At 58.0% G+C, this 22,231-nt stretch carries 22 protein-coding genes and 1 tRNA gene; 10 read left to right on the top strand and 13 right to left on the bottom strand.

What is annotated here, in order from left to right:
* The first annotated feature begins 114 nt into the window (after positions 1-114).
* Together trxB and trxA are read left to right on the top strand one after the other, a co-directional pair.
* Complete coding sequence (gene trxB, locus AAEU42_RS05600) at positions 115-1,050, top strand: thioredoxin-disulfide reductase (protein WP_342232554.1); 936 nt, start codon at positions 115-117, stop codon at positions 1,048-1,050.
* A 141-nt stretch (positions 1,051-1,191) separates the two neighbouring features.
* Complete coding sequence (gene trxA, locus AAEU42_RS05595) at positions 1,192-1,509, top strand: thioredoxin TrxA (protein ID WP_342232553.1); 318 nt, start codon at positions 1,192-1,194, stop codon at positions 1,507-1,509.
* Positions 1,510-1,782: 273 nt separating this feature from the next.
* Here trxA and AAEU42_RS05590 read toward each other — a convergent pair whose 3' ends face one another.
* Both AAEU42_RS05590 and AAEU42_RS05585 read right to left on the bottom strand, forming a co-directional pair.
* Positions 1,783-3,171 carry a sigma-54 interaction domain-containing protein gene (locus tag AAEU42_RS05590; protein WP_342232552.1) on the bottom strand — a complete coding sequence of 463 codons (1,389 nt, stop codon included), beginning with the start codon at positions 3,169-3,171 and terminating at the stop codon, positions 1,783-1,785.
* A gap of 177 nt (positions 3,172-3,348) precedes the next feature.
* Positions 3,349-4,260, bottom strand: coding sequence for a LysR family transcriptional regulator (locus tag AAEU42_RS05585; RefSeq protein WP_342232551.1), 912 nt, complete (start codon positions 4,258-4,260; stop codon positions 3,349-3,351).
* 140 nt (positions 4,261-4,400) lie between these two features.
* Between AAEU42_RS05585 and AAEU42_RS05580 the strand changes: the two genes are divergently transcribed.
* Together AAEU42_RS05580 and AAEU42_RS05575 are read left to right on the top strand one after the other, a co-directional pair.
* Positions 4,401-5,723, top strand: a complete 1,323-nt coding sequence (locus tag AAEU42_RS05580; RefSeq protein ID WP_342232550.1) for an FAD-dependent oxidoreductase — start codon at positions 4,401-4,403, stop codon at positions 5,721-5,723.
* Positions 5,724-5,741: 18 nt separating this feature from the next.
* Complete coding sequence (locus AAEU42_RS05575; protein ID WP_342232549.1) at positions 5,742-7,199, top strand: SLC13 family permease; 1,458 nt, start codon at positions 5,742-5,744, stop codon at positions 7,197-7,199.
* Between the two features lie 672 nt (positions 7,200-7,871).
* Here AAEU42_RS05575 and AAEU42_RS05570 read toward each other — a convergent pair.
* Positions 7,872-7,945: transfer RNA gene (locus tag AAEU42_RS05570), tRNA-Gln, on the bottom strand.
* An 85-nt stretch (positions 7,946-8,030) separates the two neighbouring features.
* Entirely contained in the window at positions 8,031-8,708 is a 678-nt protein-coding gene (locus AAEU42_RS05565) for a TIGR00266 family protein (protein WP_342232548.1), read from the bottom strand.
* Positions 8,709-8,843: 135 nt separating this feature from the next.
* Between AAEU42_RS05565 and AAEU42_RS05560 the strand changes: the two genes are divergently transcribed.
* Positions 8,844-9,026: a hypothetical protein gene (locus AAEU42_RS05560; protein ID WP_342232547.1), complete on the top strand. Its 183-nt coding sequence runs from the start codon at positions 8,844-8,846 to the stop codon at positions 9,024-9,026.
* A 38-nt stretch (positions 9,027-9,064) separates the two neighbouring features.
* On the opposite strand, the gene AAEU42_RS05555 is transcribed toward AAEU42_RS05560, so the two are convergent.
* The 8 genes from AAEU42_RS05555 to AAEU42_RS05520 all read right to left on the bottom strand — a co-directional run bounded on the left by AAEU42_RS05555 (position 9,065) and on the right by AAEU42_RS05520 (position 15,724).
* Positions 9,065-9,601 carry an HdeD family acid-resistance protein gene (locus tag AAEU42_RS05555; RefSeq protein WP_342232546.1) on the bottom strand — a complete coding sequence of 179 codons (537 nt, stop codon included), beginning with the start codon at positions 9,599-9,601 and terminating at the stop codon, positions 9,065-9,067.
* Complete coding sequence (locus AAEU42_RS05550) at positions 9,598-10,086, bottom strand: YbaK/EbsC family protein (RefSeq protein ID WP_342232545.1); 489 nt, start codon at positions 10,084-10,086, stop codon at positions 9,598-9,600. Before AAEU42_RS05550 ends, AAEU42_RS05555 begins: the two co-directional genes overlap by 4 nt.
* Before the next feature lie 6 nt (positions 10,087-10,092).
* On the bottom strand, positions 10,093-10,485 hold the full coding sequence (locus AAEU42_RS05545) for a thioesterase family protein (RefSeq protein WP_342232544.1): 393 nt from the start codon (positions 10,483-10,485) through the stop codon (positions 10,093-10,095).
* A gap of 227 nt (positions 10,486-10,712) precedes the next feature.
* Entirely contained in the window at positions 10,713-11,774 is a 1,062-nt protein-coding gene (locus AAEU42_RS05540; RefSeq protein ID WP_342232543.1) for an ABC transporter substrate-binding protein, read from the bottom strand.
* A 64-nt stretch (positions 11,775-11,838) separates the two neighbouring features.
* The gene (locus AAEU42_RS05535) at positions 11,839-12,696 is read right to left on the bottom strand and encodes an ABC transporter permease (RefSeq protein ID WP_342232542.1); all 858 of its coding nucleotides are present in this window, start codon (positions 12,694-12,696) and stop codon (positions 11,839-11,841) included.
* Positions 12,693-13,505 carry an ABC transporter permease gene (locus AAEU42_RS05530; protein WP_342232541.1) on the bottom strand — a complete coding sequence of 271 codons (813 nt, stop codon included), beginning with the start codon at positions 13,503-13,505 and terminating at the stop codon, positions 12,693-12,695. Before AAEU42_RS05530 ends, AAEU42_RS05535 begins: the two co-directional genes overlap by 4 nt.
* Complete coding sequence (locus AAEU42_RS05525; RefSeq protein ID WP_342232540.1) at positions 13,495-14,619, bottom strand: ABC transporter ATP-binding protein; 1,125 nt, start codon at positions 14,617-14,619, stop codon at positions 13,495-13,497. The genes AAEU42_RS05530 and AAEU42_RS05525 overlap by 11 nt, the downstream gene beginning before the upstream one ends.
* A gap of 130 nt (positions 14,620-14,749) precedes the next feature.
* Positions 14,750-15,724, bottom strand: coding sequence for an RluA family pseudouridine synthase (locus tag AAEU42_RS05520; RefSeq protein ID WP_342232539.1), 975 nt, complete (start codon positions 15,722-15,724; stop codon positions 14,750-14,752).
* A gap of 122 nt (positions 15,725-15,846) precedes the next feature.
* Between AAEU42_RS05520 and AAEU42_RS05515 the strand changes: the two genes are divergently transcribed.
* From AAEU42_RS05515 to AAEU42_RS05495, 5 genes are all read left to right on the top strand, one after another.
* On the top strand, positions 15,847-16,368 hold the full coding sequence (locus AAEU42_RS05515) for a YceD family protein (protein WP_342232538.1): 522 nt from the start codon (positions 15,847-15,849) through the stop codon (positions 16,366-16,368).
* 39 nt (positions 16,369-16,407) lie between these two features.
* Positions 16,408-16,605: a 50S ribosomal protein L32 gene (gene rpmF / locus AAEU42_RS05510; RefSeq protein ID WP_342232537.1), complete on the top strand. Its 198-nt coding sequence runs from the start codon at positions 16,408-16,410 to the stop codon at positions 16,603-16,605.
* A 188-nt stretch (positions 16,606-16,793) separates the two neighbouring features.
* A complete protein-coding gene (gene der / locus AAEU42_RS05505) occupies positions 16,794-18,125 on the top strand; it encodes a ribosome biogenesis GTPase Der (RefSeq protein WP_342232536.1) in 1,332 nt (443 codons plus the stop codon).
* A 1-nt stretch (position 18,126) separates the two neighbouring features.
* Positions 18,127-18,837, top strand: coding sequence for a glycerol-3-phosphate 1-O-acyltransferase PlsY (plsY, locus tag AAEU42_RS05500; RefSeq protein WP_342232535.1), 711 nt, complete (start codon positions 18,127-18,129; stop codon positions 18,835-18,837).
* On the top strand, positions 18,834-19,835 hold the full coding sequence (locus AAEU42_RS05495) for an NAD(P)H-dependent glycerol-3-phosphate dehydrogenase (RefSeq protein WP_342232534.1): 1,002 nt from the start codon (positions 18,834-18,836) through the stop codon (positions 19,833-19,835). The genes plsY and AAEU42_RS05495 overlap by 4 nt, the downstream gene beginning before the upstream one ends.
* 56 nt (positions 19,836-19,891) lie before the next feature.
* Here the strand turns inward: AAEU42_RS05495 and AAEU42_RS05490 are convergent, their stop codons facing one another.
* Positions 19,892-22,198, bottom strand: coding sequence for a hypothetical protein (locus AAEU42_RS05490; protein WP_342232533.1), 2,307 nt, complete (start codon positions 22,196-22,198; stop codon positions 19,892-19,894).
* Positions 22,199-22,231: the final 33 nt, after the last annotated feature.

Genomic DNA, 22,231 nt, shown 5'->3' with positions numbered 1-22,231 from the left:
CCGGGAAGCAGGCTTCTGCTTTTCCGCAATAACGATACAGCGGCCTCCCGGGGGCGGAGGACGAGGGACAGCTCGTTCCCGGGAGGCCAAAAATAAGTGTGGGAGACGGTCTGTATGAGTAAAATCTATGATGTGATCATCTTGGGCGCGGGACCAGCCGGCCTTGCGGCCGGCCTGTATGCGGGCCGCGCGCGTCTGTCCACACTGGTCCTGGAAAAGGGACAATATGGCGGGCAGATCGCTACGACGAGTGAGATCGAAAATTATCCCGGCCAGCAGGTGGAATCGGAGAGCGGCTCTTCTCTGGCGGCCAGGATGGCGGTCCAAATGCAGAGGTTTGGCGCGGAGCGCGTCAGCGATACGATCAGGTGTGTGGAGCTGACGGGAAATGTGAAAAAGCTGACAGGCACTCGGGGAACCTACCTGGCGAAAACGGTGATCCTGGCCACGGGGGCTTTCCCCAGGCCCATCGGGTGTAAAAATGAGTCCCGGTTTGTGGGCAGGGGTATTTCCTTCTGCGCCACCTGCGACGGGTCCCTTTTTGAAGATCTTGAAGTCTATGTGGTGGGCGGCGGCGACAGCGCGGTGGAGGAGGCCATATATCTGACCAAATTTGCCCGGAAGGTCACTATTATCCACCGGCGCAATGAACTGCGGGCCGCCAGGTCCATCCAGGAAAAGGCATTTTCCAATCCAAAGCTTGCTTTCCTATGGGATACCGTTATAGACGAGGTCTTTGGGGATGAGCTGTTGGAACGTATGGTGGTGCGCAATGTCAAGACTGGAGAAGTGACCACGGTTGAAGCCGATCCGGAAGACGGTACCTTCGGCCTTTTCGGCTTTATCGGCTTTCAGCCGAATTCCAAATTGTTTGAAAGTGTCGTTAACACGGAAAACGGATATGTCGTTACCGATGCTTATATGCGCACCAACATCCCCGGCGTATTCGCCGCAGGGGATATTCGGGTCAAGCCCTTGCGGCAGGTGGTGACCGCCGTTTCCGACGGCGCCGTTGCGGCCACCCAGGCGGAGAAATACCTTACAGGGTGAGGGCACCGCGGCAGCGGTATCCAAAATCTTGGCGGTGTTGAGCGATCTCCTGCCACTGCGCCCGCCTCTCACCATTTCAAATGCATTTGTTTGGAGATTCCGCTATGCCCATCCCAAATTGATAGACAAGGAGATTTGCACATGTTAGAGCTGGACAAGAATACGTTTGAAGCGGAGGTCTTGCAGGCCTCCGGCATAGTCTTTGTGGATTTTTACGGGGAGGACTGTGCGCCCTGTATTGCTTTGATGCCTCATATTCACAATCTGGAGGCGTCTTATGGTGACAGAATCAAGTTCTGCGCCATTGACATCGGCCGGGCCCGGCGTCTTGCCTTCTCCCAAAAGATTATGGGTATGCCGGCGGTTGCCCTCTATGAAAATGGTGTCAAGGTGGACAGCCGCATCAAAGATGAGGCCACTCCCGAGAATGTGGAGGCCATGATCGTCTGCCACATCTAAATTCGGACAGTTACAATAGTTTCTCCGACCACATCTCCCAAAAACTTGCCATTGCGGTTGAAAAGGCACTTTAGAACGCATGGTATTCTTTGTGGACAAAACCCAAAGAATACCATGCGTTCTAAAGTGCCTCGTGCTTTTCTGTCTGAAAATGAGAACCATACCCCGGAACCTGCTTATATTTGATCGAAAGAGCAGCTTGCCCGGAAACACCGGGAAAAAGGGACATAGCGAAGCAATCTCCGGCAGTAGGAAAAATAATCTCTCACACGTTCATTTGCTGAACTCTTTTTGATTAATGTTGTATTTTTCCAGCTTTCGATATAATGTTCGTCTGTTTACTTTAAGCAGATCGGCGGCTTTTTCCACACGCCCGTGGCATGTCAACAGGGCATTTTCGATCTGCTGTTTTTCCATATCCAGAAGGGAATACCCCCTCGGACAAGCGGGCTCCACAATGTTTTTTTGTGCACCTAATTCCGGGGACGACTGGTGCTGAAGAATAGCGGTGGGCAATGCCTCGGCCTCGATATATTCGGACTTTGCGAGATAGACCGCCCGTTCAATCGCGTTTTGCAGCTCCCTGATGTTTCCGGGCCAAGAATATGTTGTCAGACGTTCGATCGCCTCCGGACAGAATCCTTTGATTGAAAGGTCCGTGCGCTTGTTGGCGTATTTTCCCAAAAAGTAGTCAATAAGGATGGAGAGATCTTCTTCCCGTTCGCTCAAAGAAGGGATCTTGATACAAAAGATATTTAACCGGTAAAAGAGATCTTTCCGAAAGAGCTTTTGCTCGACCAGTTTGGACAATTTTGTATTTGTGGCGGCAATAATGCGCACATCTACCTGGATGCTCTTTTTGCCTCCGATCCGAAAAACCTCCCTGCTTTGAAGGGCCCTAAGAAGAGTGGCCTGGATATCAAGCGGCATTTCGCCGATTTCATCCAGAAAGAGCGTTCCTCCATTTGCCTGCTCAAATTTTCCCGCGTGTCCTTCCCGCTTGGCGCCTGTGAAACTGCCGCTGTCATAGCCAAACAGTTCGCTTTCAATCAAGCTTTTGGGCAGGGCACCGCAGTTGATTGGGACAAAGGGCCCACTGCTGCGGGCGCTGTCGTTGTGGATGGACTGGGCGAACATTTCCTTTCCGGTGCCGCTCTCGCCGGTAAGCAGAATGTTGCTGTCATTTTGGGAGGCAATCTTAGCCATTTCAAGGGTGCGGAGCAAAACCGCCGATTGTCCAATGATATCGTCAAAGTGAAAATAAGCAACTGAGCCGGCCATCGGCTTCTTGACCCTCGGGGAGGCGTCCCCGGCCGGTTCAATAATCAAGAGGATGTTTCTTGAGCTACTTTCCCTTGAGGTGACAAAGAGCCTTCGTCCCTCTTTCCCCGTGGTGATAAGGTGTGCCTTAACACCCATGCGCACCTCAGATTCTGAAAGCTGATTTTTGTCGATGAGCTCAAAGAGTGGGATGTCCAGGGGCTGAGCCATAGAATCCGAAACCCCTAAAAGCTTGAGTGCCGCTTGATTGAATTGCCGGATACGCAGCTCAGGGGTCAAAATAAGGATCCCGACTGAAGCGATTTCCAGCAAGGCCATGAAGTCTTTTTGCAGCTGATCAAGAAGGACCTGACAATTTCCGCCAATCGATTGCTGACGCATTCATTTCCCTCCCTCTTAACAATAATCCAAACGTGGCCGCCGATGGCACAAAACAGGTGGTTTTCCGCTGCCCCGTTCCAATTAACCCGCAATAAGTTTAAATTTACCATAGCACAAATAATGCATTCTTGCAAGGTTGAGGGTCCATGGCTATGGTGCGGCGGCAAATAAAACCAGCTATCTTGCCAAGCCAGCCTCAAAAACGTTAATGTTGCAGTCAAGATAATCTACGAACATCTTTGCGCATGGAGAAATCTTGTTTTTTGCCCAATAGGCAACCTGTGTTGAGTCTCCCTCTGAAGGCAGGGGGAAATACTTGAGTTTACGGTTTTCAAACCATGCGTTTTGATCGGAGATGGCAAAGCCTTCGTTCATTGACAGCCAGATATAAAGGGTGGAGTAGCTGGGAGCCAGGCGGATGCTCTTCGGGTGGATGTTCAGCTTGCCGCACGTTCTTTTTACAAAATCGACTCCATCTGTGGCGACATCCGGGCAGGTAATCATTAGCGTCTCATCGCTTAACGCCTCCAAGTCAAGTTTACCGGAGCGCGAAAGACGATGATCCTGGTTCAATATGATATAGCTCTGCCGCTGTCTCAGGAATCGGCTTCCCAAATTTCTGAATTCATTTTTCTCGTTGAAGCAAATTGCGATCCCTACATCCAGCTTATTAAGCGACAAGCTCTCAAGAAGCGCTTTGTGAGAGAGAGAAACCACCTCGACGGCAATGTCCGGATGTTCATTTCTGAAGTTATGTATGATGTCAATCAACGAATCATCCACGTCATGCCCTTCTTGTATGCCGATCTTTACATAGCCGATCTTTCCGGCGTTGGCGCTTTGGGCCTCCGACAATATCTGATCGTACCGGACCTGCAGCTTTTCGCATTCCTGAAAAAACAGATTTCCACCCGGGGTCAGACGAAGCCCGAGAGGCTCCCTGTAAAAAAGGGCAAACCCCAGCTCACTCTCCAGATTGGAAATCTGCCGGGAGATGGCCGGCTGTGAAACATAAAGATGCTCCGCAGCTTCAGAGAGGGTTCCGCGTTTTACCACTTCGAGAAAGTATTCGTATGCCAACTTATTCATAAAACTCAGTCCCTTAACCTTTCTGTTAAGCATCAATAAACATATCTATAATTTACTTTCTTGTAAAATTCTCATAAAATATGTAATGCAATGGTACCATTGTATTTATAAAAAGTCAATAAAACGGGGAGTGGTGTGGCTTGGAGCTACATGATGAATTTGTTATTGCAAAGCAAACGGTTCCTGTTGTAAAGAACTGTGATGTGGTCGTCGTAGGAGGCGGGATCGCGGGAATTTCCGCCGCCGTAAGCGCGGCGAGAAACGGCATGCATGTGGTTTTGATAGAAAAGAGCATCGTCCTGGGCGGCCTGGCGACCTTGGGAAACGTCTGCATCTACTTGGCGCTTTGTGACGGCTGCGGGAACAAAGTATATGGCGGCCTGGCAGAAGAACTGCTGCATGAAACGATTCGGTATGGCTACGATAACCTTCCTGACTGCTGGCGCGGCCGCCCTTCCCGCCTGGAGGCCCCCGCCGGGAGATACCGAACCCAGTTCAACGTGCCCGCCGCCATTTTTGCCTTTGATGAAATGATGGAACGCGAGGGCGTGGAGGTCGTATTTGACACGGTGTTTTCTGAGCCCATTCTGGAGGGCAGGGAATGCAAGGGCGTAATTGTGGAAAATAAATCCGGCAGGACCGCCTACATGGCTAAAATGGTGGTTGACGCATCCGGTGACTGCGATGTATTTGCCCGGGCGGGGGCGGATTGCGTCACCGCGGAAAACCTGGTTTCCTTCTGGTGCCATGAATTGAACTTTGACGTCATGCGGAAGGGAATTTCCCGGGGAAGCATGATAGACGCCGTACGGATCAGGTGGATCGGCCAGAATGCCTGTTCCGATAATTCCGGCACCGAGCTGCCTACGTTCACTGGCTGCGACAGTGAAAGCCGAAACGAATACATCAAGCTCAGCAGGAGACTGGCGCGGGAGTATCTGAAAGCGCATAAGAGGGCGGACTACGCCATGCTCACCATGCCGTTTACGCCGCAGTTCCGCACCACCAGATCCATCCGCTCAAAGGTGCCCTTTGTACCTGTGCCCGAAAAGTACGAGCCGAACTCCGTGGGCTGCGTCGTGGATTCCATCAAGCCCCATGCCCCGGTGTACGAGCTGCCCTATGAAGCGCTGCTCAGCGGTCAGTTTGACAATATGATTGCAGCGGGCAGGACGGTGGGCGGCAGTAAAGAGGCCTGGGAGCTTACGCGCTTTATCCCCGCGTGCGCGTTCACCGGCCAGGTTGCGGGCCTGGCCGCGGCGCTGGCGGTCAAGCGTGGGAAGACGCTTCACGATCTTGAGGTCGGCACGCTCCAGGACATGCTGGCAAACAGTGGGATCATCCTGCATCTCACCGAGGCGATGAGGCTGGAGAATAAGACCAAACGGCAATATGTGAACGATGCGTTGGGAGATCAAAATATCGTTTCTGAATCGGTCATTTTGAGAGAGAGCCACCACTGACTTTTAGGAGGGGTTATCGTGAGCGCAGGTACAAAAAATAAATACATACGCGTCTTTATAGCGGTCCTGATTTTTCTCGCGATCAAGCTGTTCTTGCCGGAAATCAACGGGTTAACTGCCACAGGCGTAAATATTATCGCGATTTTTGCGGCGACCATCTGGCTTTGGGTCTTTGCCAGCACCGTTTGGCCCTCGTTGCTGGCCTTCGCTCTGGTCATCATGTTCGGCATTTCGGATCCCAATTCCCTTGCCGCGGTGACCTATGGCCATTGGAGCTTCGGATTTATCCTTACCGCAATGCTGCTGAACACCGCGTTGATTGAGACCGGCGTCATCGACCACATCTCCACCTGGTTTATCAGCAGGAAAATATGCAAAGGGCGGCCCTGGGTGTTTATCACGATGTTTCTTCTCTCGGAGTTCATCGTCGCCCTGTTTCTGGACTGTGCGCCTGTCACACTGGTCTATATGACTATGGTTGATTCCATCTGCAAAGAACTGGGGTATGAGAAGGGCGACCGCTTCGGAAAAGTTCTGACCGCCGCCACCCTGTGGCTTGTCGTGATTGGATACACCTCCACTCCGATCTCGCATCCGATCGCCATGGTCATGCTGGGCCAAATGTCCTCCGCTGGGGCCCCGGTTTCGATGCTGGACTTCTGCAAAATTGGGATTCCGTTTGGCGTACTGTTTTTCATTGCGACCATCGTTGTTCTGCGGCTTCTCTGTAAGCCCGACTTCACCAAGTTTGAAAAATATGATCCCGATGCGAAGGCCGCGCAGATGAAAACGCTCTCCCCGGAAGCGAAAATCAGCATCGGTGTATTTGCCGCGGTCGTCGTCATGTGGCTCGCTCCCGACCTGCTCAGCGGCGTGTTTCCCGGGGTAGCGGCCTATTTCAGCTCGATCGGTACCACCTGTGCTCCGCTGCTCGGCATTGCCATCCTGGCGATCGTCCATGTCAAGGGAAAGCCTGTTTTCGACGTCGCAAAGGGCCTTACCCAGATCTCGATGCCTACGCTCATTTTTGTAATGGGTATTCAGGTGTTCTGCAATACCATTACCAGCGACGCCACGGGGGTGAATACCTTCCTGGGCAACGTATTCACCCCCATTGCCTCTTCGCTGCCTCCCGCGCTGTTCATAGCGGTTATCCTGGTGGCCAGCGTAGTGCTTACACAATTTTTATCCAATATGGTCGTGCAGTCTTTGTTTTTCGCGGCCTTTGTCCCTGTGATCCAGGCAACCAACGCCGCCGGAGTTACCAACTTCAGTATCGCCGCCTTTGGCATGGTTTTGACCATGGCCGTAAATGTATCGTTTATGTTTCCATCCTCCTATATGTGCGCTCCCATCTGCTACGGCTCCGGTTACCTGGAGATTAAAGACGGCCTTAAGCTGGGCCTTCCCATGGCGGTTATCGGTACGCTTCTTTTGTTCTTTATCTTCTGGCCTATGGCAAATGCCTTGCTTTAACAGCCCTGGGACTTTAGGTCTCCGCCTTTCTCATGACAGTGGCAGTTCATATGCAACAAGAAAGGACAGCATCTTTTGATGCTGTCCTTTCTTGTTGCATATTTTGCGGTTATGCATGTGAACGTTAACTGGAAACGAAATATAAGAATTCGTATATCAGAAGAAAAGATAAGTGGTGCCTAGCCCCTTGGCAGAGTTAGACACCCGCTTATCTTTCGTTTTGGCAGAGGGAGTATAATTCGGTTTTTTGGGCGTATTTAGAATATATGTGGTGTGCCTTTATCCATGATTCCGCCAGCGGAAGGTTTGCTGGAGACTATGGCAATCTTAGACGAAAGACAGGCAAGGACCTGGTGCTTTGCCTGGAAAGCGATACTATAGTAAAATATCTGTAATTATTTAACTGGGCCGTGTCCTTCGCGGGGGCTGGACGGGGCTGTAAGCATTGTCGGACGAACCCTGTTAACCATGAGGTGGCGACGATATACGCACTCATGTGTGTCCTGGGATGTATCAAACCTAGCACCAAGGGGTGGAGAGATCCAACTATGGTGCCGTAGATGGCGGATGGAATTACTGCCTGCCATAAAATGTTGACTCCCCAGATTGAAACAAAAAGCAAGTGGATGCTTAGCTACTTAAAGTAACCAAGCATCCACTTGCCTTTTGTTTTGGCAGCGGGTGAAGGATTCGAACCCTCACATACAGAGTCAGAGTCTGCTGTGCTACCCTTACACAAACCCGCTATCTTGCGCTCGCTACCGCAAACGCAAGAATTATTATACCAAATACCGGCGGATTGTCAATAGGTTTGTCCGAAAAATTCCGGATTTAATTTCCCGTGTTGAAGAAGGGGGCCAGGGAGGCGGCGAAGCCGCTGACAGGCATGGTCTGGAGCACCACCCGGCCCGGCCCGGTGACCACCGTGTTGAAGAGCCCCTCGCCGCCGAAGAGGACGTTCTTGACCCCCTTGACGGTCTGGATATCAATGGAGCAGGTGGCGTCGCACATGGCCAGGTTGCCGGTGTCCACGATCATCTGCTGGCCGGCCGCCAGCTCATACTCCACGGCGTAGCCGTCGATCTCGATGAAAGCGGTGCCCTGTCCGGAGAGCTTCTGCATGATGAAGCCCTCGCCGCCGAAGAAGCCGGCACCGGCCTTCTTCTGAAAAAAGATGGACAGATCCACGCCCTGCTCAGAGGCCAGGAACCCGGCCTTCTGCACCACGATGGGTCTGTCGGGGGTGATGTCAAAGACCCGGATGGAGCCGGGGAAACTGGAGGCGAAGGCGATCATGCCGGGGCCGCCCTGGGCGGTGTATGTATTCTGGAACATGGACTCCCCGGAGAACATGCGGCCAAAGGCCTTACCGATCCCACCCGCGCCGGTGGCCATTTGCATATTGGGGCTCATCCAGCACATGGAGCCCCGCTCCGTGATCATGCTCTCGCCGGGGTTGAGCTGGCATTCCACAACGGGCATGGGCTCACCAATGATTTTATATTCCATTTTCTCTGCCTCCTGTTTTTCGGATTTCGAAATAACGCTGACTTTATTTTACACGTCTCCGGGGCTGGAGGCAAGTAAAATATGACAGGATATCCCATGTTCCGGCGGGGGAACCTAAAGCCGAGGTGAGATGAAATGTCAAAAAGAAAAGAATATCGGGACCTGAACACCCTGCTGGCGAAGGATCCCAGGGCGTCGGCCCTCTTCGACCAGATCCCCCAGTACGCCAAGGACCAGATCATGAGCCGGGGGGACAACGTGGGCTCCATGGACGCTCTCGAGGGCTATGTCCACAACGTCCTTCGGGGCGACGGCTGAAAAGAAGTCCCCGGTACGATACGTACCGGGGACTTCTTTTATTCGTCTTTGGAAAGTTTGTTCAGCGTGAGGATGGCCCACAGGTCGGAGCCGCCCTGATAGAGGAAGGCGGCGCCGATGACCCGCACCAGCAGAAGCTGGGTGGCGAAGGGGTTCCAGAGGATGACGGCGCCCAGGACCAGGGAGATGATGGAGAGGACCAGCGTGGCGGTCCAGCCGGCGTAGCCGAAGGCCCGCATGTCCAGCCCCCGCTTCAGATTCACCAGGCCGTCGATGAGGATATAGAGGCCCAGAATGGTGGGGAGGATGGAGAGGATGATGCTGGGCCGGGCCAGGAAAAAGACGCCCACAATGGCGGAGATGACCCCCAGGATGAGCTCGGCCTGGAAGCTGAAGCTGCGGCTGCTGCCCTGGTGGACAAAAAAGCTGGCGATGGTGATGCCGCCGTAGACCAGGAGAAGGACCCCCACGGCGGTGCAGAAGATGCCGGTGGTAAGACCAGGGAAGAAGATGAGGACCAGCCCCAGGATCAGGTAGACCACGGAGGCGGTGAGCAGGCTGTTTTTCCCTTTCATAGCGGCTCCTTTCCGTTCCAGTTTTTGCACACGTCCACCCAGCCGGCACAGCCGGAGAACTCCGCCAGCTCGTCCAGGGTGAGCTCAATGGCGGAGTTGGCGCTGCCCGCGGCGGGATAGACGGTCTCGAACCGGCGAAGAGATTCATCCAGATAGGTGGTGACGGCGGGATTGTCAATGGCGAAGGGACACACCCCGCCCACGGCGTGGCCGGTAAAAGCCACCACCTCGTCGAGGCTGAGCATTTTGGCCTTGGTGTGGAACTGGGCCTTGAATTTGGCGTTGTCCACCTTAGCATCCCCCGCGCAGACCACTAATACACATCCGCCGTCCACGGCAAAGGAGAGGGTCTTGGCGATGCGCTCCGGGGGGCAGCCCACGGCCTGGGCGGCCAGCTCCACCGTGGCGGAGGAGACGTCGAATTCCAGAATGTCGCCCTCCCGGCCCCGCTGGGCGAAGAAGGCGCGGACTTTCTCGATGGACACGGCGGCTCAGCCCTCTTTCTTCTTCAGGGCTTTGCCCATGAATTTTTCATTTTGGATGATAAAACGCTGGTGGACACCCTTGCCGATGGGGCCTGCCTCATCATATGCGGTGACGGAAAAGGTGAGCGCCCGGCCGTCCACGGCGGTGAGCTGGGCCTTGGCCCAGACCTTCAGTCCGATGGGGGTGGCGGAGTCATGGGAGATATCCATATGGGTGCCCACAGAGCCCTCGCCCTCGTCCAGATGGCCGATCAGGGCGTTGACGGCGGCGTTTTCCATAAGAGCCACCATCATGGGGGTGGCGAAGACGGGCAGCAGGCCGCTGCCCACGGCGGCGGCGGTGTTCTCCTGGACGACGGTGGTTTCGGCACGGCCGGTGAGACCGATGGTCAATGACATGGTTAAAACCCCTTTTTGTACAAGTGTCGGGAATCGAATATTAGTTTAGTCTATTTTTAGGTTTTTTGCAAGATGAAAGAGGAAGGGATCGAAAAAAGGGGCCGGACGGAGCTTTCCCCCGCCCGGCCGCGGAAAACACGGGATAAAATTTTGCGCTTCATTTTCGGCAGAAAACAAAAACGCTGACACTCTGTGTCAGCGTTTTTGCGAAAAGATATTTTGGAGTCTCAGGACGCGTTCATCAGACGCACCCACTGGTCGTTATAGAGGGCGCGGATGTCGGCGGGGAGGCAGGCAAAGGTTTCGCACTGCTGGGCCATAAAGGCCTCGTCGGGGTAGGCGAAGGGGTCGTCCACCACCTCGGGGTCCAGGGCCTCCCGGACGGAGAGGAGGGGGGAGGAGTACCAGGTGGCCTCCACGTTCTTCACACCGGCGTCGGTGGAGCACATGAAGTTGATGAAGGCCTCGGCGTTCTCCTTGTTCTCCGAGCCCTTGGGGATGCACATGGCGTCCACATAGCGGTTGGTGCCCTCCCGGGGCAGGGCGAAGGCCAGGTCGGAGTTATTCTCCTCCATGGTCAGGTAGTCGCCGTAGTAGTAGACCCCGATGGCGGCGTTGCCGCCCTCCAGCTTTTGGAAGATGTCGTCCATCACATAGGCCTGGACCAGGGGCTTCTGGGCCACCAGCTCATCCACGGCCTGGGTGACCTGGGCGGGGTCGGTGGTGTTATAGGAATATCCCAGCTTTTTCAGGGCGATGCCGATGGTGTCCCGGGAATTGTTGAACATGAGGATGTCGTTGGAATACTTCTCGTTCCAAAGCACGTCCCAGGTCTCCATGTCCTCTCCCTCGTCCACCAGGGTGGTGTTGTAGATGATGCCCAGGATGCCGAACATGTAGGGCACGGAGTAGAGGTTCTCCGGGTCGTATTCCGGGTTCTTGAGGGAGCCGTCCACGTCGCTGAAATTGGGGATGTTGTCAAAATTCAAGGGTTCCAGCATGTCTTCCTCGATCATCTGGCCGATCATGTAGTCGGAGGGGATGATCACGTCGTAGCCGGTGGCGCCGCCGGCCAGCTTGCCGTAGAGGGCCTCGTTGGACTCGTAGGTCTGATAGTTGACCTGGATGCCTGTCTGGGCGGTGAACTCGTCAAAGATGGACTCGTCGATGTACTCGCCCCAGTTGTAGACGTTCACCTCACCCTTGGCGGCGGTGGTCCCGCCGCCGCAGGCGGCCAGGCTCAGGAGGCTGGCTCCGGCCAGCGCGAGAGAGATCAACTTCTTTTTCAATTCGATTCAGTTTGCTCCTTTCGGTTATCATATCCCTTCAAGGCCCGGGGGCCCCAAAGCCGGGTCAGGAGGCGGTGAGGTTCTCCCGCCGCCGCTTGGCCTGCCGCTCCTGGCTGGCCTGCCGCAGGTTGACCACCACCATCAGCGCCACCACGGTGACAAACATGATGGTGGACAGGGCGTTGATCTCCGGGCTGACCCGCTTCTTGGCCATGGAGTAGACCACCATGGACAGATTCTGGGTCCGGGGCCCGGCGGTGAAATAGCTGATGACAAAGTCGTCGATGGAGAGGGTGAAGGCCATGATGAGGCCGTTCACCACCCCGGGCATGATCTCGGGCAAAACCACCCGCCGGAAGGCGTGGAAGCCGTGGTCTCCCAGGTCCTGGGCCGCCTCATAGATGTTGGGGTCCAGCTGCCGCAGCTTGGGGCTCACCGACAGGATGACGTAGGGCACGTCGAAGGTGATGTGGGCGATAAGAAGGCTCCAAAAGCCCAGATTGAGCTTGGGAAAGCCGAACATCTTGACGAAGCTGCCGTTCCACATCCCCACCGCCAGCATAAAGAGGAGCATCATGGATACGCCCGTGATGATGTCGGCGTTGGTGAGGGGGATGTTGTTCACCGTCATGCACACGTGGCGGGTCCGGCGCTTCAGGTTGCGGAAGCCGATGGCCGCCGCCGTGCCGATGACGGTGGAGATGACAGCCGCCAGCACCGACACCGCCAGAGTGACCCACAGCGCGTCCAGAATGGTCTTGTTCTGGAAGAGCTGGACGTACCAGTTCAGGGTGAAACCGGTCCACACGGCGCTGGACTTGGCGGCGTTGAAGGAAAAGACCACCAGCACCAGGATGGGGGCGTAGAGGAAGAGGAAGCACAATCCGAGAAACAGCCGGCTGGGGATGCCGTTCTTTTTCACAGTACCGCCACCCCCTCTTCGCCCTCGCCAAAGCGGTTCATCAGGGCCATACACACCATGACGATGACCATCATCACCAGGGAAATGGCGCTGCCTAAATGGGGGTTATAGGCGTTGCCCAAGAACTGCATGTCGATGAGGTTGCCCAGCAGCAGGATCTTGCCGCCCCCCAGCATGGAGGAGATGGCGAAGGTGGACACCGAAGGGATGAACACCATGGTGATGCCGCTGAGGACCCCGGGGAGGGACAGGGGAAAGGTCACCCGCCGGAAGACGGTGAGGCTGTCGGCCCCCAAATCCTGGGCCGCCTCAATGACCTTGGGGTCGATTTTCTCAATGACGGAGAAGATGGGCAGGATCATATAAGGAAGGAAGTTATACACCATCCCCAGCACGATGGCCCCCTGGGTGTCGATCATCTGGAAGGGCCCTACCCCCAGGAAGCCCAGCAGGGTGTTGATAAGGCCGTTGCGCTCCAAAAGGAACTTCCAGGAATAGGTGCGCAGCAGGAAGTTCATCCACATGGGCAGCATAATAAGCATGGTGGCCATGCGGTGGACCCAGCCGGTCTCCCGGGCCAGGAAGTAGGCCAGGGGGTAGCCGATGAGCAGGCAGATAACGGTGGCCACGGCGGCCAGCAGGAAAGACCGGCCGAAGGCGGAGGCGTACTGGGCCATGTCCTTGAAGTTGTCCAGAGTGAAGCCGCCGGCGGCGGAGGTAAAGGCGTAGACGGCGATGATGAGGATGGGCGCCACCACAAAAAGCCCCATCCACCCCACGTAGGGGTAGGCAATCCCCTTACTCTTCATCTTCCGCCTCCGTATCCTCGTTGAGCTCGTCGTACTCGGAGGAGTAGGAGCTGTAATCGCCGAACCGGCCGGAATACTGGCTCTTCTTCATGATGTGGAAGCCGTCGGGGTCGATCTTCACCCCGATCCTGGCCCCCTCGGGGGAGTAGTCCGTGGTCTGGATAAGCCACTTGAAGCCCTGGAAGTCCACGATGATGTCGTAGTGCATCCCCTTGAAGGTGACCTCGGTGACGGTGCCGGTGAGCTGGCCCTGCTCCACGGGGACGATATCGATGTCCTCGGGGCGGATGACCACGTCCACCGGCTCATTGGGGGCGAAGCCCCCGTCCAGGCAGGGGAACTTCTTGCCGTACATCCGCACTACCTTATCCTCGGGCATGGTGCCGTCGATAATGTTGGACTCCCCGATGAAGTCGGCCACAAAGGCGTTCTTGGGTTCGTTGTAGATGTCCACGGGGGTGCCCACCTGCTGGATATTGCCCTTGTCCATGACCACCACCGTGTCGGACATGGTGAGGGCCTCCTCCTGGTCGTGGGTGACGTAGACGAAGGTGATGCCCACCTCCCGCTGGATGTTTTTCAGCTCCACCTGCATGTCCTTCCGCAGCTTCAAATCCAGTGCGCCCAGGGGCTCATCCAGCAGCAACACCTGGGGGCGGTTGACGATGGCCCGGGCGATGGCCACCCGCTGCTGCTGCCCACCGGAGAGGGAGTCCACCCCGCGCTTACCGTAGCCGGGCAGGTTCACCAGCTCCAGCGCCTCCTCCACCCGGCGGGTGAGGTCGGCTTCGGGCACCTTGGCGATGCGCAGGCCGAAGGCCACGTTCTCGAAGATGTTCATGTGGGTGAACAGGGCGTACTTTTGAAAGACCGTGTTCACCTTCCGTTTATGGGGCGGCACGTCGTTGATGCGTTTGCCGTCAAAAAACACGTCCCCGGAGGTGGGCTTTTGAAACCCGCCGATGATCCGCAGCGTGGTGGTCTTGCCGCACCCGCTGGGACCCAGGAGCGTGAGGAATTCCTTGTCATTGATATAGAGGTTCAGGCGATCCAGGATCACCTCGTCGTCGAATTTCACAACGCAATCCGACAGGCGGATCAGCTCCTTGGACATTTATCCTCCCCCATTCCTTTTCGTGATTTTTATAAAAGATAGCAAACTACAATATATATGTTGTACCCCCAAAAGTCAACGGATTTCCAGTAAAAATTTCAGGGGGCGCCGGGACGGCGGAAGGCCCTGCCTACACAGCCGTTCCGGGGAACCACTCCCGGACAAAATCGATCTGCTCCGGGGGGACGGTCAGGGTCCTGCCATGGAGGTGCTCCAGGCATCCGGCGGGAGTGGGGAAATCGAAGGTAAGCTTGTAGGACCATAGGGCCTGGCCCTTACGCTCGGTCCTTTGGTTGTCGGAGCGGCGGCCGTACTTGCCGTCCCCCGCCAGGGGGTGCCCAGCGGCGGCAAACTGGGCCCGGATCTGGTGGGTGCGGCCGGTGAGCAGCTCGCACTCCACCAGGGACAGCCCTCCCTGGACGGCCAGGGTACGGTACCGGGTGGCGGCGGACTTGCCCCCGGGCACCGGCTTGCGGTAGACGGTCACCTGCTTTTTGACCTCATCCTTTAATAGAAAGCCCCGCAGCTCCCCCTGGGGCGGGTTCATTTTCCCCACCACGGCGGCCAGATAGAACTTGGAGATCTCCCTGCCCTTGATTTTGTCGTTCATGATCCGCAGAGCCTCGGCGGTCTTGGCGGCGATGACCAGCCCGCCGGTGTTCCGGTCGATGCGGTTGCACAGGGCGGGGGCGAAGGCGTTTTCCCACCGGGGGCTCCACTCCTTCTTCTGATAGAGGTAAGCCTGGATGTGGGTGATGAGGGTGGAGACGTACTCGTGCTCGTCGGCATGGCACAGGAGGCCGGGGCGCTTGTTACACACCAGCAGGTGCTCGTCCTCGTAGACGATGTCCAGCTGGGGCTGGAAGATGGAGAGGAAGGCGTTGTCCTCGGTGGGGGTGTCAAAAAACTCGTCGTTGATGTATAATTGCAGCAGGTCTCCGGTCTGGAGCCGGACGTCCCGCTGGGAACCCCTGCCGTTGACCTTCACCCGTTTGAGGCGGATGTACTTCTGGGCCAGGGGGGCGGGGAGGAGCGGCACGGCCTTGCCCAGCCAGCGGTCCAACCGCTGTCCAGCGTCGTTTTTTCCAATGGTAAATTCCTTCATGAGAGGCCCTCCTGTGCGGATTTACCACTATTCTACCACAGAAATGAAAAAAATGAAAAAGTATTTGACACGGCCCCGAATTTTCGATATAATGTCCGCTGTACCGTTGCGAGGAGAACATTATGCGTTTGGATTTACGAGACATCATCCATACCCCTGGCGCCAGCCGGGATTTCGCCTACGAGCTGGACCTGTCCCAGGTGGAGTTGTTTGGGGAAAAGCCCTTCGACCGGCCCATCCAGGTCTCCGGCACGGTGCGGAATATGGCGGGCGCCCTGGAGCTGGAGGGCGCGGCGGAAACCACCCTCGATACCCGCTGTGACCGCTGCCTGAAGCCCCTCACCGAGGCCTTCTCCGTCCCCGTGACCACTCTGCTGGCCGAGGAGCTGGAGGACGAGGAGAGCGACGAGATCGTTCTTTTAGAGCACGGCGAGGTGGATTTGGACGAGGTATTCTCCACCGCCTGCATCCTCTCTCTGGACGGCAAGCACCTGTGCGGCGAAGACTGCAAGGGGCTGTGCCCCACCTGCGGCGCGGACCTGAACGACGGGCCCTGCGGCTGCAAAAAGGAATTGGATCCTCGCTTTGCCGTTTTGGCGAAGCTTTTGGATAAGGACCCGGAAGGGCCCGACGAAGAAACATGAGCAATCAAATGCCCCTGTCACGTTAAGGAGGTGTCATAGATGGCAGTCCCTAAGAGTAAAGTTTCCAAGCAGCGCCGGAACAAGCGCCGTTCTTCGGTGTGGAAGCTGGAGACCCCCGGCGTCACCACCTGCCCCAAGTGCGGGGCCTACCGCCTGCCGCATCGGATGTGCAAGTCCTGCCTGACCTACAACGGTCACGACTTCAACAAGGCCGAGGCGCCCGCCGCCAGCAACTAAGACGGAACCGGAAAAGAGCGAGAGGGGAATTTTTCCCCTCTTTCTTTTTGCCCAAATGGGAAGAGTAATCAAGAGAGCGGAACCAGTGGCGCGGGCAGACCGGCCAGACGGACACCTGTCGTTGACTTCTGCTCCGGAACGTGTAATAATACCGATGAGTATAAATTGAGAAAAAGGGAGGGGTTTCCATGGCGAGACCTCTGGTGGCCATCGTAGGCCGGCCCAACGTGGGCAAATCCATGCTCTTCAATAAGCTGGTGGGCCAGCGGTTGTCCATCGTGGAGGACACCCCCGGCGTCACCCGGGACCGGCTGTACGCCCCCTGTGAGTGGCGGGGCCGCAAGTTCGACCTGGTGGACACCGGCGGCATCGAGCCGGACACCGACAGCGAGATCCTCCAGTTCATGCGCCAGCAGGCGGAGATCGCCATCCAGAGCGCCACGGTCATCGTCTTTGTCTGCGACATCCAGACCGGCCTCACCGCCTCCGACCAGGAGGTGGCCTCCATGCTGCTGAAATCGGGCAAGCCGGTGGTGCTGGCGGTAAACAAGATGGACCAGACCGGCATGACCAACCCCGATATCTACGAGTTTTATAACCTAGGCCTGGGCGACCCGGTGGCCGTCTCCTCCATCCACGGCCACGGCACCGGCGACCTGCTGGACGAGTGTTTCAAATATTTCCCCGAGGCCGACGACGAGGAGGAGGACGACGACGTCATCAAGGTCGCCATCATCGGCAAGCCCAACGCGGGCAAGTCCTCCCTGGTCAACCGCATCCTGGGCCAGGAGCGGGTCATCGTCTCCGACGTGGCGGGCACCACCCGGGACGCGGTGGACAACTACTTTGAGAACGACAAGGGCAAGTACCTCTTCATCGACACCGCCGGGCTTCGGAAAAAGTCCAAGGTGGACGACCGGGTGGAGAAATTCTCCGTCCTCCGGGCCACCCTGGCGGTGGAGCGGGCCGACGTGTGCCTTATCATGATTGACGCCAACGAGGGTGTCACCGAGCAGGACACCAAGGTGGCGGGCCTGGCCCACGAGGCGGGCAAGGCCTCCATCATCGTGGTCAACAAGTGGGACGCGGTGGAGAAGGACGACAAGACCATGGACCGCATGTGCAAAGACATCCGCCGGGACCTGGCCTATATGGATTACGCCCCCATCCTCTTCATCTCCGCCCTCACCGGCTCCCGGGTGGACCGGCTCTTCGACGCCATCAACCAGGTGGCCAACCAGGCCTCCATGCGCATCACCACCGGGATGCTCAACGACGTGCTGGCCGATGCCACCGCCCGGGTCCAGCCCCCCACGGACAAGGGCAAGCGGCTGAAGGTCTACTACATGACCCAGGTGGGCATCCGCCCGCCCCATTTCGTCATCTTCTGCAACAGCCGGGAGCTCTTCCACTTCTCCTACCAGCGGTATATCGAGAACCAGATTCGGGCCACCTTCGGCCTGGAGGGCACTCCCATCAAGCTCACCGTCCGGCAGAAGGGCGACAAGGAGGGCGCGTGACATGCCGATTATCTCCTACCTGTGTAGCCTGACGGCCCTGGGGCTGAAAAGCGTGCTGATTGTCTTTGCCATGGTGGCGGTCCCGACGGCCCTCGCCGCCTATTTCCTGGGCTGTTCCAACGGCGCGGTCATCATCTCCAAGTATATCCTCCGGGACGACGTGCGCACCCACGGCAGCGGCAACGCCGGCCTGACCAACTTCTTCCGCACCTTCGGCGGGCCGCTGACCCTGGTGGTCATCCTGATCGACGTGCTGAAAGCGGTTTTGGCGGTGTGGATCGGCGTGGCGATTTTTGGGGTGCTGGGGAGCAATCTGGAGTGGCTTCCGGTCCTGGCGAAGTATTGGGCCGGCCTCTTCTGCCTCCTGGGCCACATGTTCCCCTGCATGTTCGGCTTCAAGGGGGGCAAGGGCATCCTCTCCGGCGGCACCATCGCCATCATGATTGACTGGCGGCTGGCCCTGCTGGTGTGGGGCGGGTTCCTCCTGCTGACTGTTTTGACCCGCTACGTCTCCCTGGGCTCGGTGTACGCCGCGGCCTTCTTCCCGGTGGGCACCTGGCTCTTCGTTGGCCATGACCCCGTCATCATGGTCCTGTCTGTCCTCCTGGGCGGCCTGATCCTCTGGAAGCACCGGGGGAACATCCAGCGTCTTCTCAAGGGCGAGGAGAGCAAGCTCTCCTTTCATAAAAAGAAGGGGGATTCTAGTACATGAATATCGCTGTCTTGGGCTCCGGCGGCTGGGGCACCGCCCTGGCTCTCCTGCTGTTGGAAAACGGCCATGACGTGACATTGTGGTCCTACCGGGAGGAGGAGTGCGCCAATCTGCGCCAAACCCGGGAAAATCCCGTTCTCAAGGGGGTGCCTCTGCCCGAGGGGCTGAAGCTCACCTCGGACCTGGCCTGCGTGAAGGGCAAGGGGCTGGTGCTGCTGGCTACCCCCTCCTTCGCAGTCCGGGGCACCGCCGCCCAGGCCAAACCCCTGCTGGACCCGGGCGCGGTGCTGGTGAGCGTGTCCAAGGGCGTGGAGAAGGACACCTCCCTCACCCTCACCGAGGTCATTGCCCAGGAAGTGGGTGAGGACCACCCGGTGGTGGCCCTCTCCGGCCCTTCCCACGCCGAGGAGGTGGGCCGGGGCGTGCCCACCGTGGTGGTGGCCGCCTCCCAGGATAAGGCCGCCGCCCAGCTGGTGCAGGACAGCTTCATGAACAAGCGCTTCCGGGTCTACACCACCGACGACGTGGTGGGCGTGGAGCTGGGGGCGGCGCTGAAAAACGTCATCGCCCTCTGTGCCGGGACCTGTGACGGCCTGGGCTATGGAGACAACACCAAGGCCGCCCTCATGACCCGGGGCCTCTCCGAGATCGCCCGCCTGGGGGAGGCCATGGGGGGCCGGAAGGAGACCTTCGCCGGTCTCGCCGGCCTGGGCGACCTCATCGTCACCTGCACCTCCATGCACTCCCGCAACCGCCGCTGCGGCATCCTCATCGGTGAGGGCGTGCCCCCCGCCAAGGCGGTGGAGCAGATCGGCATGGTGGTGGAGGGCTACTACGCCGCCGCCAACGCCAAGGCCCTGGCCGACAAAATGGGGGTGGAGATGCCCATCACCCAGGCGGCCTACCAGGTGTTGTACGAGAATAAGGACCCCAAGGCGGTCATCGTGGAGCTGATGACCCGGGACAAAAAGCACGAGAGCGAGGAAAGCTGGGTCTGACCCTCGCAAAGAAGCGCCGGACGGTAAAAAACCGTCCGGCGCTTTTCGTGTTTGTGTCAATCCTTTGTAAGTACCACAGCAGTCTCCCCGGTGGCCAAATCCACCGTATAGGTGTACGTCCCCGCGTCATGCAGCATAGTATCCCCGTCGGAAAGCGCCTCATCAAAGTGGTAGGTATAGACCAGCGCGGCCCCGTCGTCACTAAATCCCAGCGAATCCGGCGCCCGGTCCGTGGGGACGGTGGAATAGCTCCGTACGGTGGAGGTGCTGGGCAAAATCATCCGCTGGCGGACCGTACCGGCCAAGGGGCTGTCCGCCCGGTAGGCCAGATAGAGCTCGTAGTCTTTTACCGGCTCCACGAAGTTGGCGTCCTTCCACCGCAGCACCGCTGTGCAGGCGGGGCCTTCCAGCTGCTGTTCCACAGTGTACACCGGGTTTTTGACCAGGCTGGCCATGGCCCCGTCATAGGATGGGGGCGTGATGGTCTCTGTGGTCTGCCCGGTCATCAGGTCTGTGGTATAGGTATAAGTACCCGCCTCATGACAGACGATGGGCTCATCCACAACGGGGGGCCCAAGGATAAAGGGCTCATCAAAGTAGTAGGTATAAGTGAAGGTGCGTTTGTCCTCGCTGAGCTCCCGGGTGTCGGCGGGTGTACACGTCCACAGGGTGCCCGGCTTGGGGTAGGGCAGAACGATGACCGTTCCCACCCCTTTGGCGGAGCCGGGCTTGTAAATGAGCTCGGTCATACCCAGCGGGGCGTTCATAAAGCCGCCCCGGTCAAAGACAAAAATCGTACACTGGTCGGTTTCATAGGTTTGCCTGCTGCGATAGCCGGGACTGTTTTGCAGTTCGGCGACGGCCTCGTCGTAGGCGGGGGAGGAGATGGTCTCGGTGACCGCCCCGCTGGCTAGGTCCACCGTGTAAGTATACGTCCCCGCCTCGTGAAATACGCCCCAACTGGGCCCCTGCGCCGAGTTGACCAGCAGTTGGTCGTCAAAGCGATAGACGTAGGTCAACGTGGCTCCGTCGGCGCTCAGTTCCAGGCTGTCCGGCGCCCTGCCCGTGCCGTAGTTGTACGTGGCCGGCAGGGGCAGTTCCTTCCGCAGGCCCTCCTGTACGGTCCGGCCCGGCTTGTAGACGAGGTAGAGGAAGAAATCCTCCTCGCCGGAACCATAGGACTTCGTGCCCAGCAGGATGGTGGCGTCGGCGCTCTCCAGAATTTGTACCGGCGTGAAGCGCTCCAACTGGAGTGTCCGCTCCAGCACGATGTCGTAGGGGATGGGTACGATCTCCAGCGTGTTTTTCCCGGTAGTCAGGTCGGCGGTGTAGAGATACTGCCCGGCCTCGTGGAACACGAGGGCCTCCGGGTCGTCCGGGTTCTGGGCGCTGCTGGTGAGGCGCTCCTCAAAGAGGTAGGAGTAAGTGAGGATTTTCCCGTCGGCGCTGAGGGCCATCTCATCCGGGGAAATGGTGGTATGCACCATATAGGAGGTCCGCGGGGTCTCCAGCCGGAGGGCTGTGCCGTCCGGATAGAGCAGCTCCACGGTGTGGTTCCCGCCGTGGGGTGTGCTGTAAATGCCCAGGATGACCGTGCACAGCGGGGACTCCAGGATGCGGGGGAACTCGATTTCTTCTTTGAAAATATAATCCGCCACCATATCCTGGTGGAGGGCGGCGGCCTCGTCCATCTGAGGGATGCCCGCAAAGGGGTCGGCGGGGAAGGCGGCGGAGAACTGTTCGTCGGTAAAGACGCCCTCCTCCGCCAGCCGGCCGGCAAGGGTGGTTTCCGTCCCCCGCAGGGGGGCAAACAGGGCGGCGGCGGTCACCGTCACCGCGTCCGCGCGGGTGAACAGGGCGCAGTCAACGCCCTCGGGCAAAATGCCGCAGTCGATGGCCAGCACCCAAGGGGCGTCCCAGGTGAACTGCCCGTCCGCCTGGTCGGAGTAGCCCAGGGCCCGGAGCATGAACGTGAGGTACATGGCCGCCCCCGCGTCGCCTCTGGCGTTCAGCCAGGTCTCCGACGCGCCCTTGGTCAGGCCGTGGGCATAGGCGTAGCTCACATACCCGTCGGCCCACTCGGGCACGTCGGTAAAGGGGTGGCCGGTGGGCAGAGTCTTGGCCTCTTCCTCCTTGCCCAAGGCCCGCACCAGCATCACCACCGCCTCCGCCCGGGTAGGGGCCCGGTCCAGGTCGAAGTCCCCAGTGCCATTGCCCAAAAACAGCCCTAGGCTCTGGAGCTGTCCCGCCAACACCTCCGGCGCGGGACTGCCGGAGCCTGCTTCGGCAGGGCCGTCCTCCGCCGCCCACACCGCCGGAGCGGCGAGGCATACCGCCAGCAAAAAGGCCAAGACCCGTTTCATATCAATCCCTCCCGTATTCCTTTGGTAAGTCCA

This window comes from Pseudoflavonifractor phocaeensis, from assembly GCF_038439875.1.
In the GTDB taxonomy this organism is placed as follows: Bacteria; Bacillota; Clostridia; order Oscillospirales; family Oscillospiraceae; genus Vermiculatibacterium.
This window is presented reverse-complemented; position numbering and strand designations above follow the sequence as displayed.

What these genes read in the sequence shown, in the direction of transcription:
- trxB (WP_342232554.1), top strand. Translation starts at nt 115, where the DNA reads ATGAGTAAAATCTATGATGTGATCATCTTGGGCGCGGGACCAGCCGGC.
- trxA (WP_342232553.1), top strand. Translation starts at nt 1,192, where the DNA reads ATGTTAGAGCTGGACAAGAATACGTTTGAAGCGGAGGTCTTGCAGGCC.
- AAEU42_RS05590 (WP_342232552.1), bottom strand. Translation starts at nt 3,171, where the DNA reads ATGCGTCAGCAATCGATTGGCGGAAATTGTCAGGTCCTTCTTGATCAG.
- AAEU42_RS05585 (WP_342232551.1), bottom strand. Translation starts at nt 4,260, where the DNA reads ATGAATAAGTTGGCATACGAATACTTTCTCGAAGTGGTAAAACGCGGA.
- AAEU42_RS05565 (WP_342232548.1), bottom strand. Translation starts at nt 8,708, where the DNA reads ATGGAATATAAAATCATTGGTGAGCCCATGCCCGTTGTGGAATGCCAG.
- AAEU42_RS05560 (WP_342232547.1), top strand. Translation starts at nt 8,844, where the DNA reads ATGTCAAAAAGAAAAGAATATCGGGACCTGAACACCCTGCTGGCGAAG.
- AAEU42_RS05555 (WP_342232546.1), bottom strand. Translation starts at nt 9,601, where the DNA reads ATGAAAGGGAAAAACAGCCTGCTCACCGCCTCCGTGGTCTACCTGATC.
- AAEU42_RS05545 (WP_342232544.1), bottom strand. Translation starts at nt 10,485, where the DNA reads ATGTCATTGACCATCGGTCTCACCGGCCGTGCCGAAACCACCGTCGTC.
- AAEU42_RS05530 (WP_342232541.1), bottom strand. Translation starts at nt 13,505, where the DNA reads ATGAAGAGTAAGGGGATTGCCTACCCCTACGTGGGGTGGATGGGGCTT.
- AAEU42_RS05525 (WP_342232540.1), bottom strand. Translation starts at nt 14,619, where the DNA reads ATGTCCAAGGAGCTGATCCGCCTGTCGGATTGCGTTGTGAAATTCGAC.
- AAEU42_RS05520 (WP_342232539.1), bottom strand. Translation starts at nt 15,724, where the DNA reads ATGAAGGAATTTACCATTGGAAAAAACGACGCTGGACAGCGGTTGGAC.
- AAEU42_RS05515 (WP_342232538.1), top strand. Translation starts at nt 15,847, where the DNA reads ATGCGTTTGGATTTACGAGACATCATCCATACCCCTGGCGCCAGCCGG.
- rpmF (WP_342232537.1), top strand. Translation starts at nt 16,408, where the DNA reads ATGGCAGTCCCTAAGAGTAAAGTTTCCAAGCAGCGCCGGAACAAGCGC.
- der (WP_342232536.1), top strand. Translation starts at nt 16,794, where the DNA reads ATGGCGAGACCTCTGGTGGCCATCGTAGGCCGGCCCAACGTGGGCAAA.
- plsY (WP_342232535.1), top strand. Translation starts at nt 18,127, where the DNA reads ATGCCGATTATCTCCTACCTGTGTAGCCTGACGGCCCTGGGGCTGAAA.
- AAEU42_RS05495 (WP_342232534.1), top strand. Translation starts at nt 18,834, where the DNA reads ATGAATATCGCTGTCTTGGGCTCCGGCGGCTGGGGCACCGCCCTGGCT.
- AAEU42_RS05490 (WP_342232533.1), bottom strand. Translation starts at nt 22,198, where the DNA reads ATGAAACGGGTCTTGGCCTTTTTGCTGGCGGTATGCCTCGCCGCTCCG.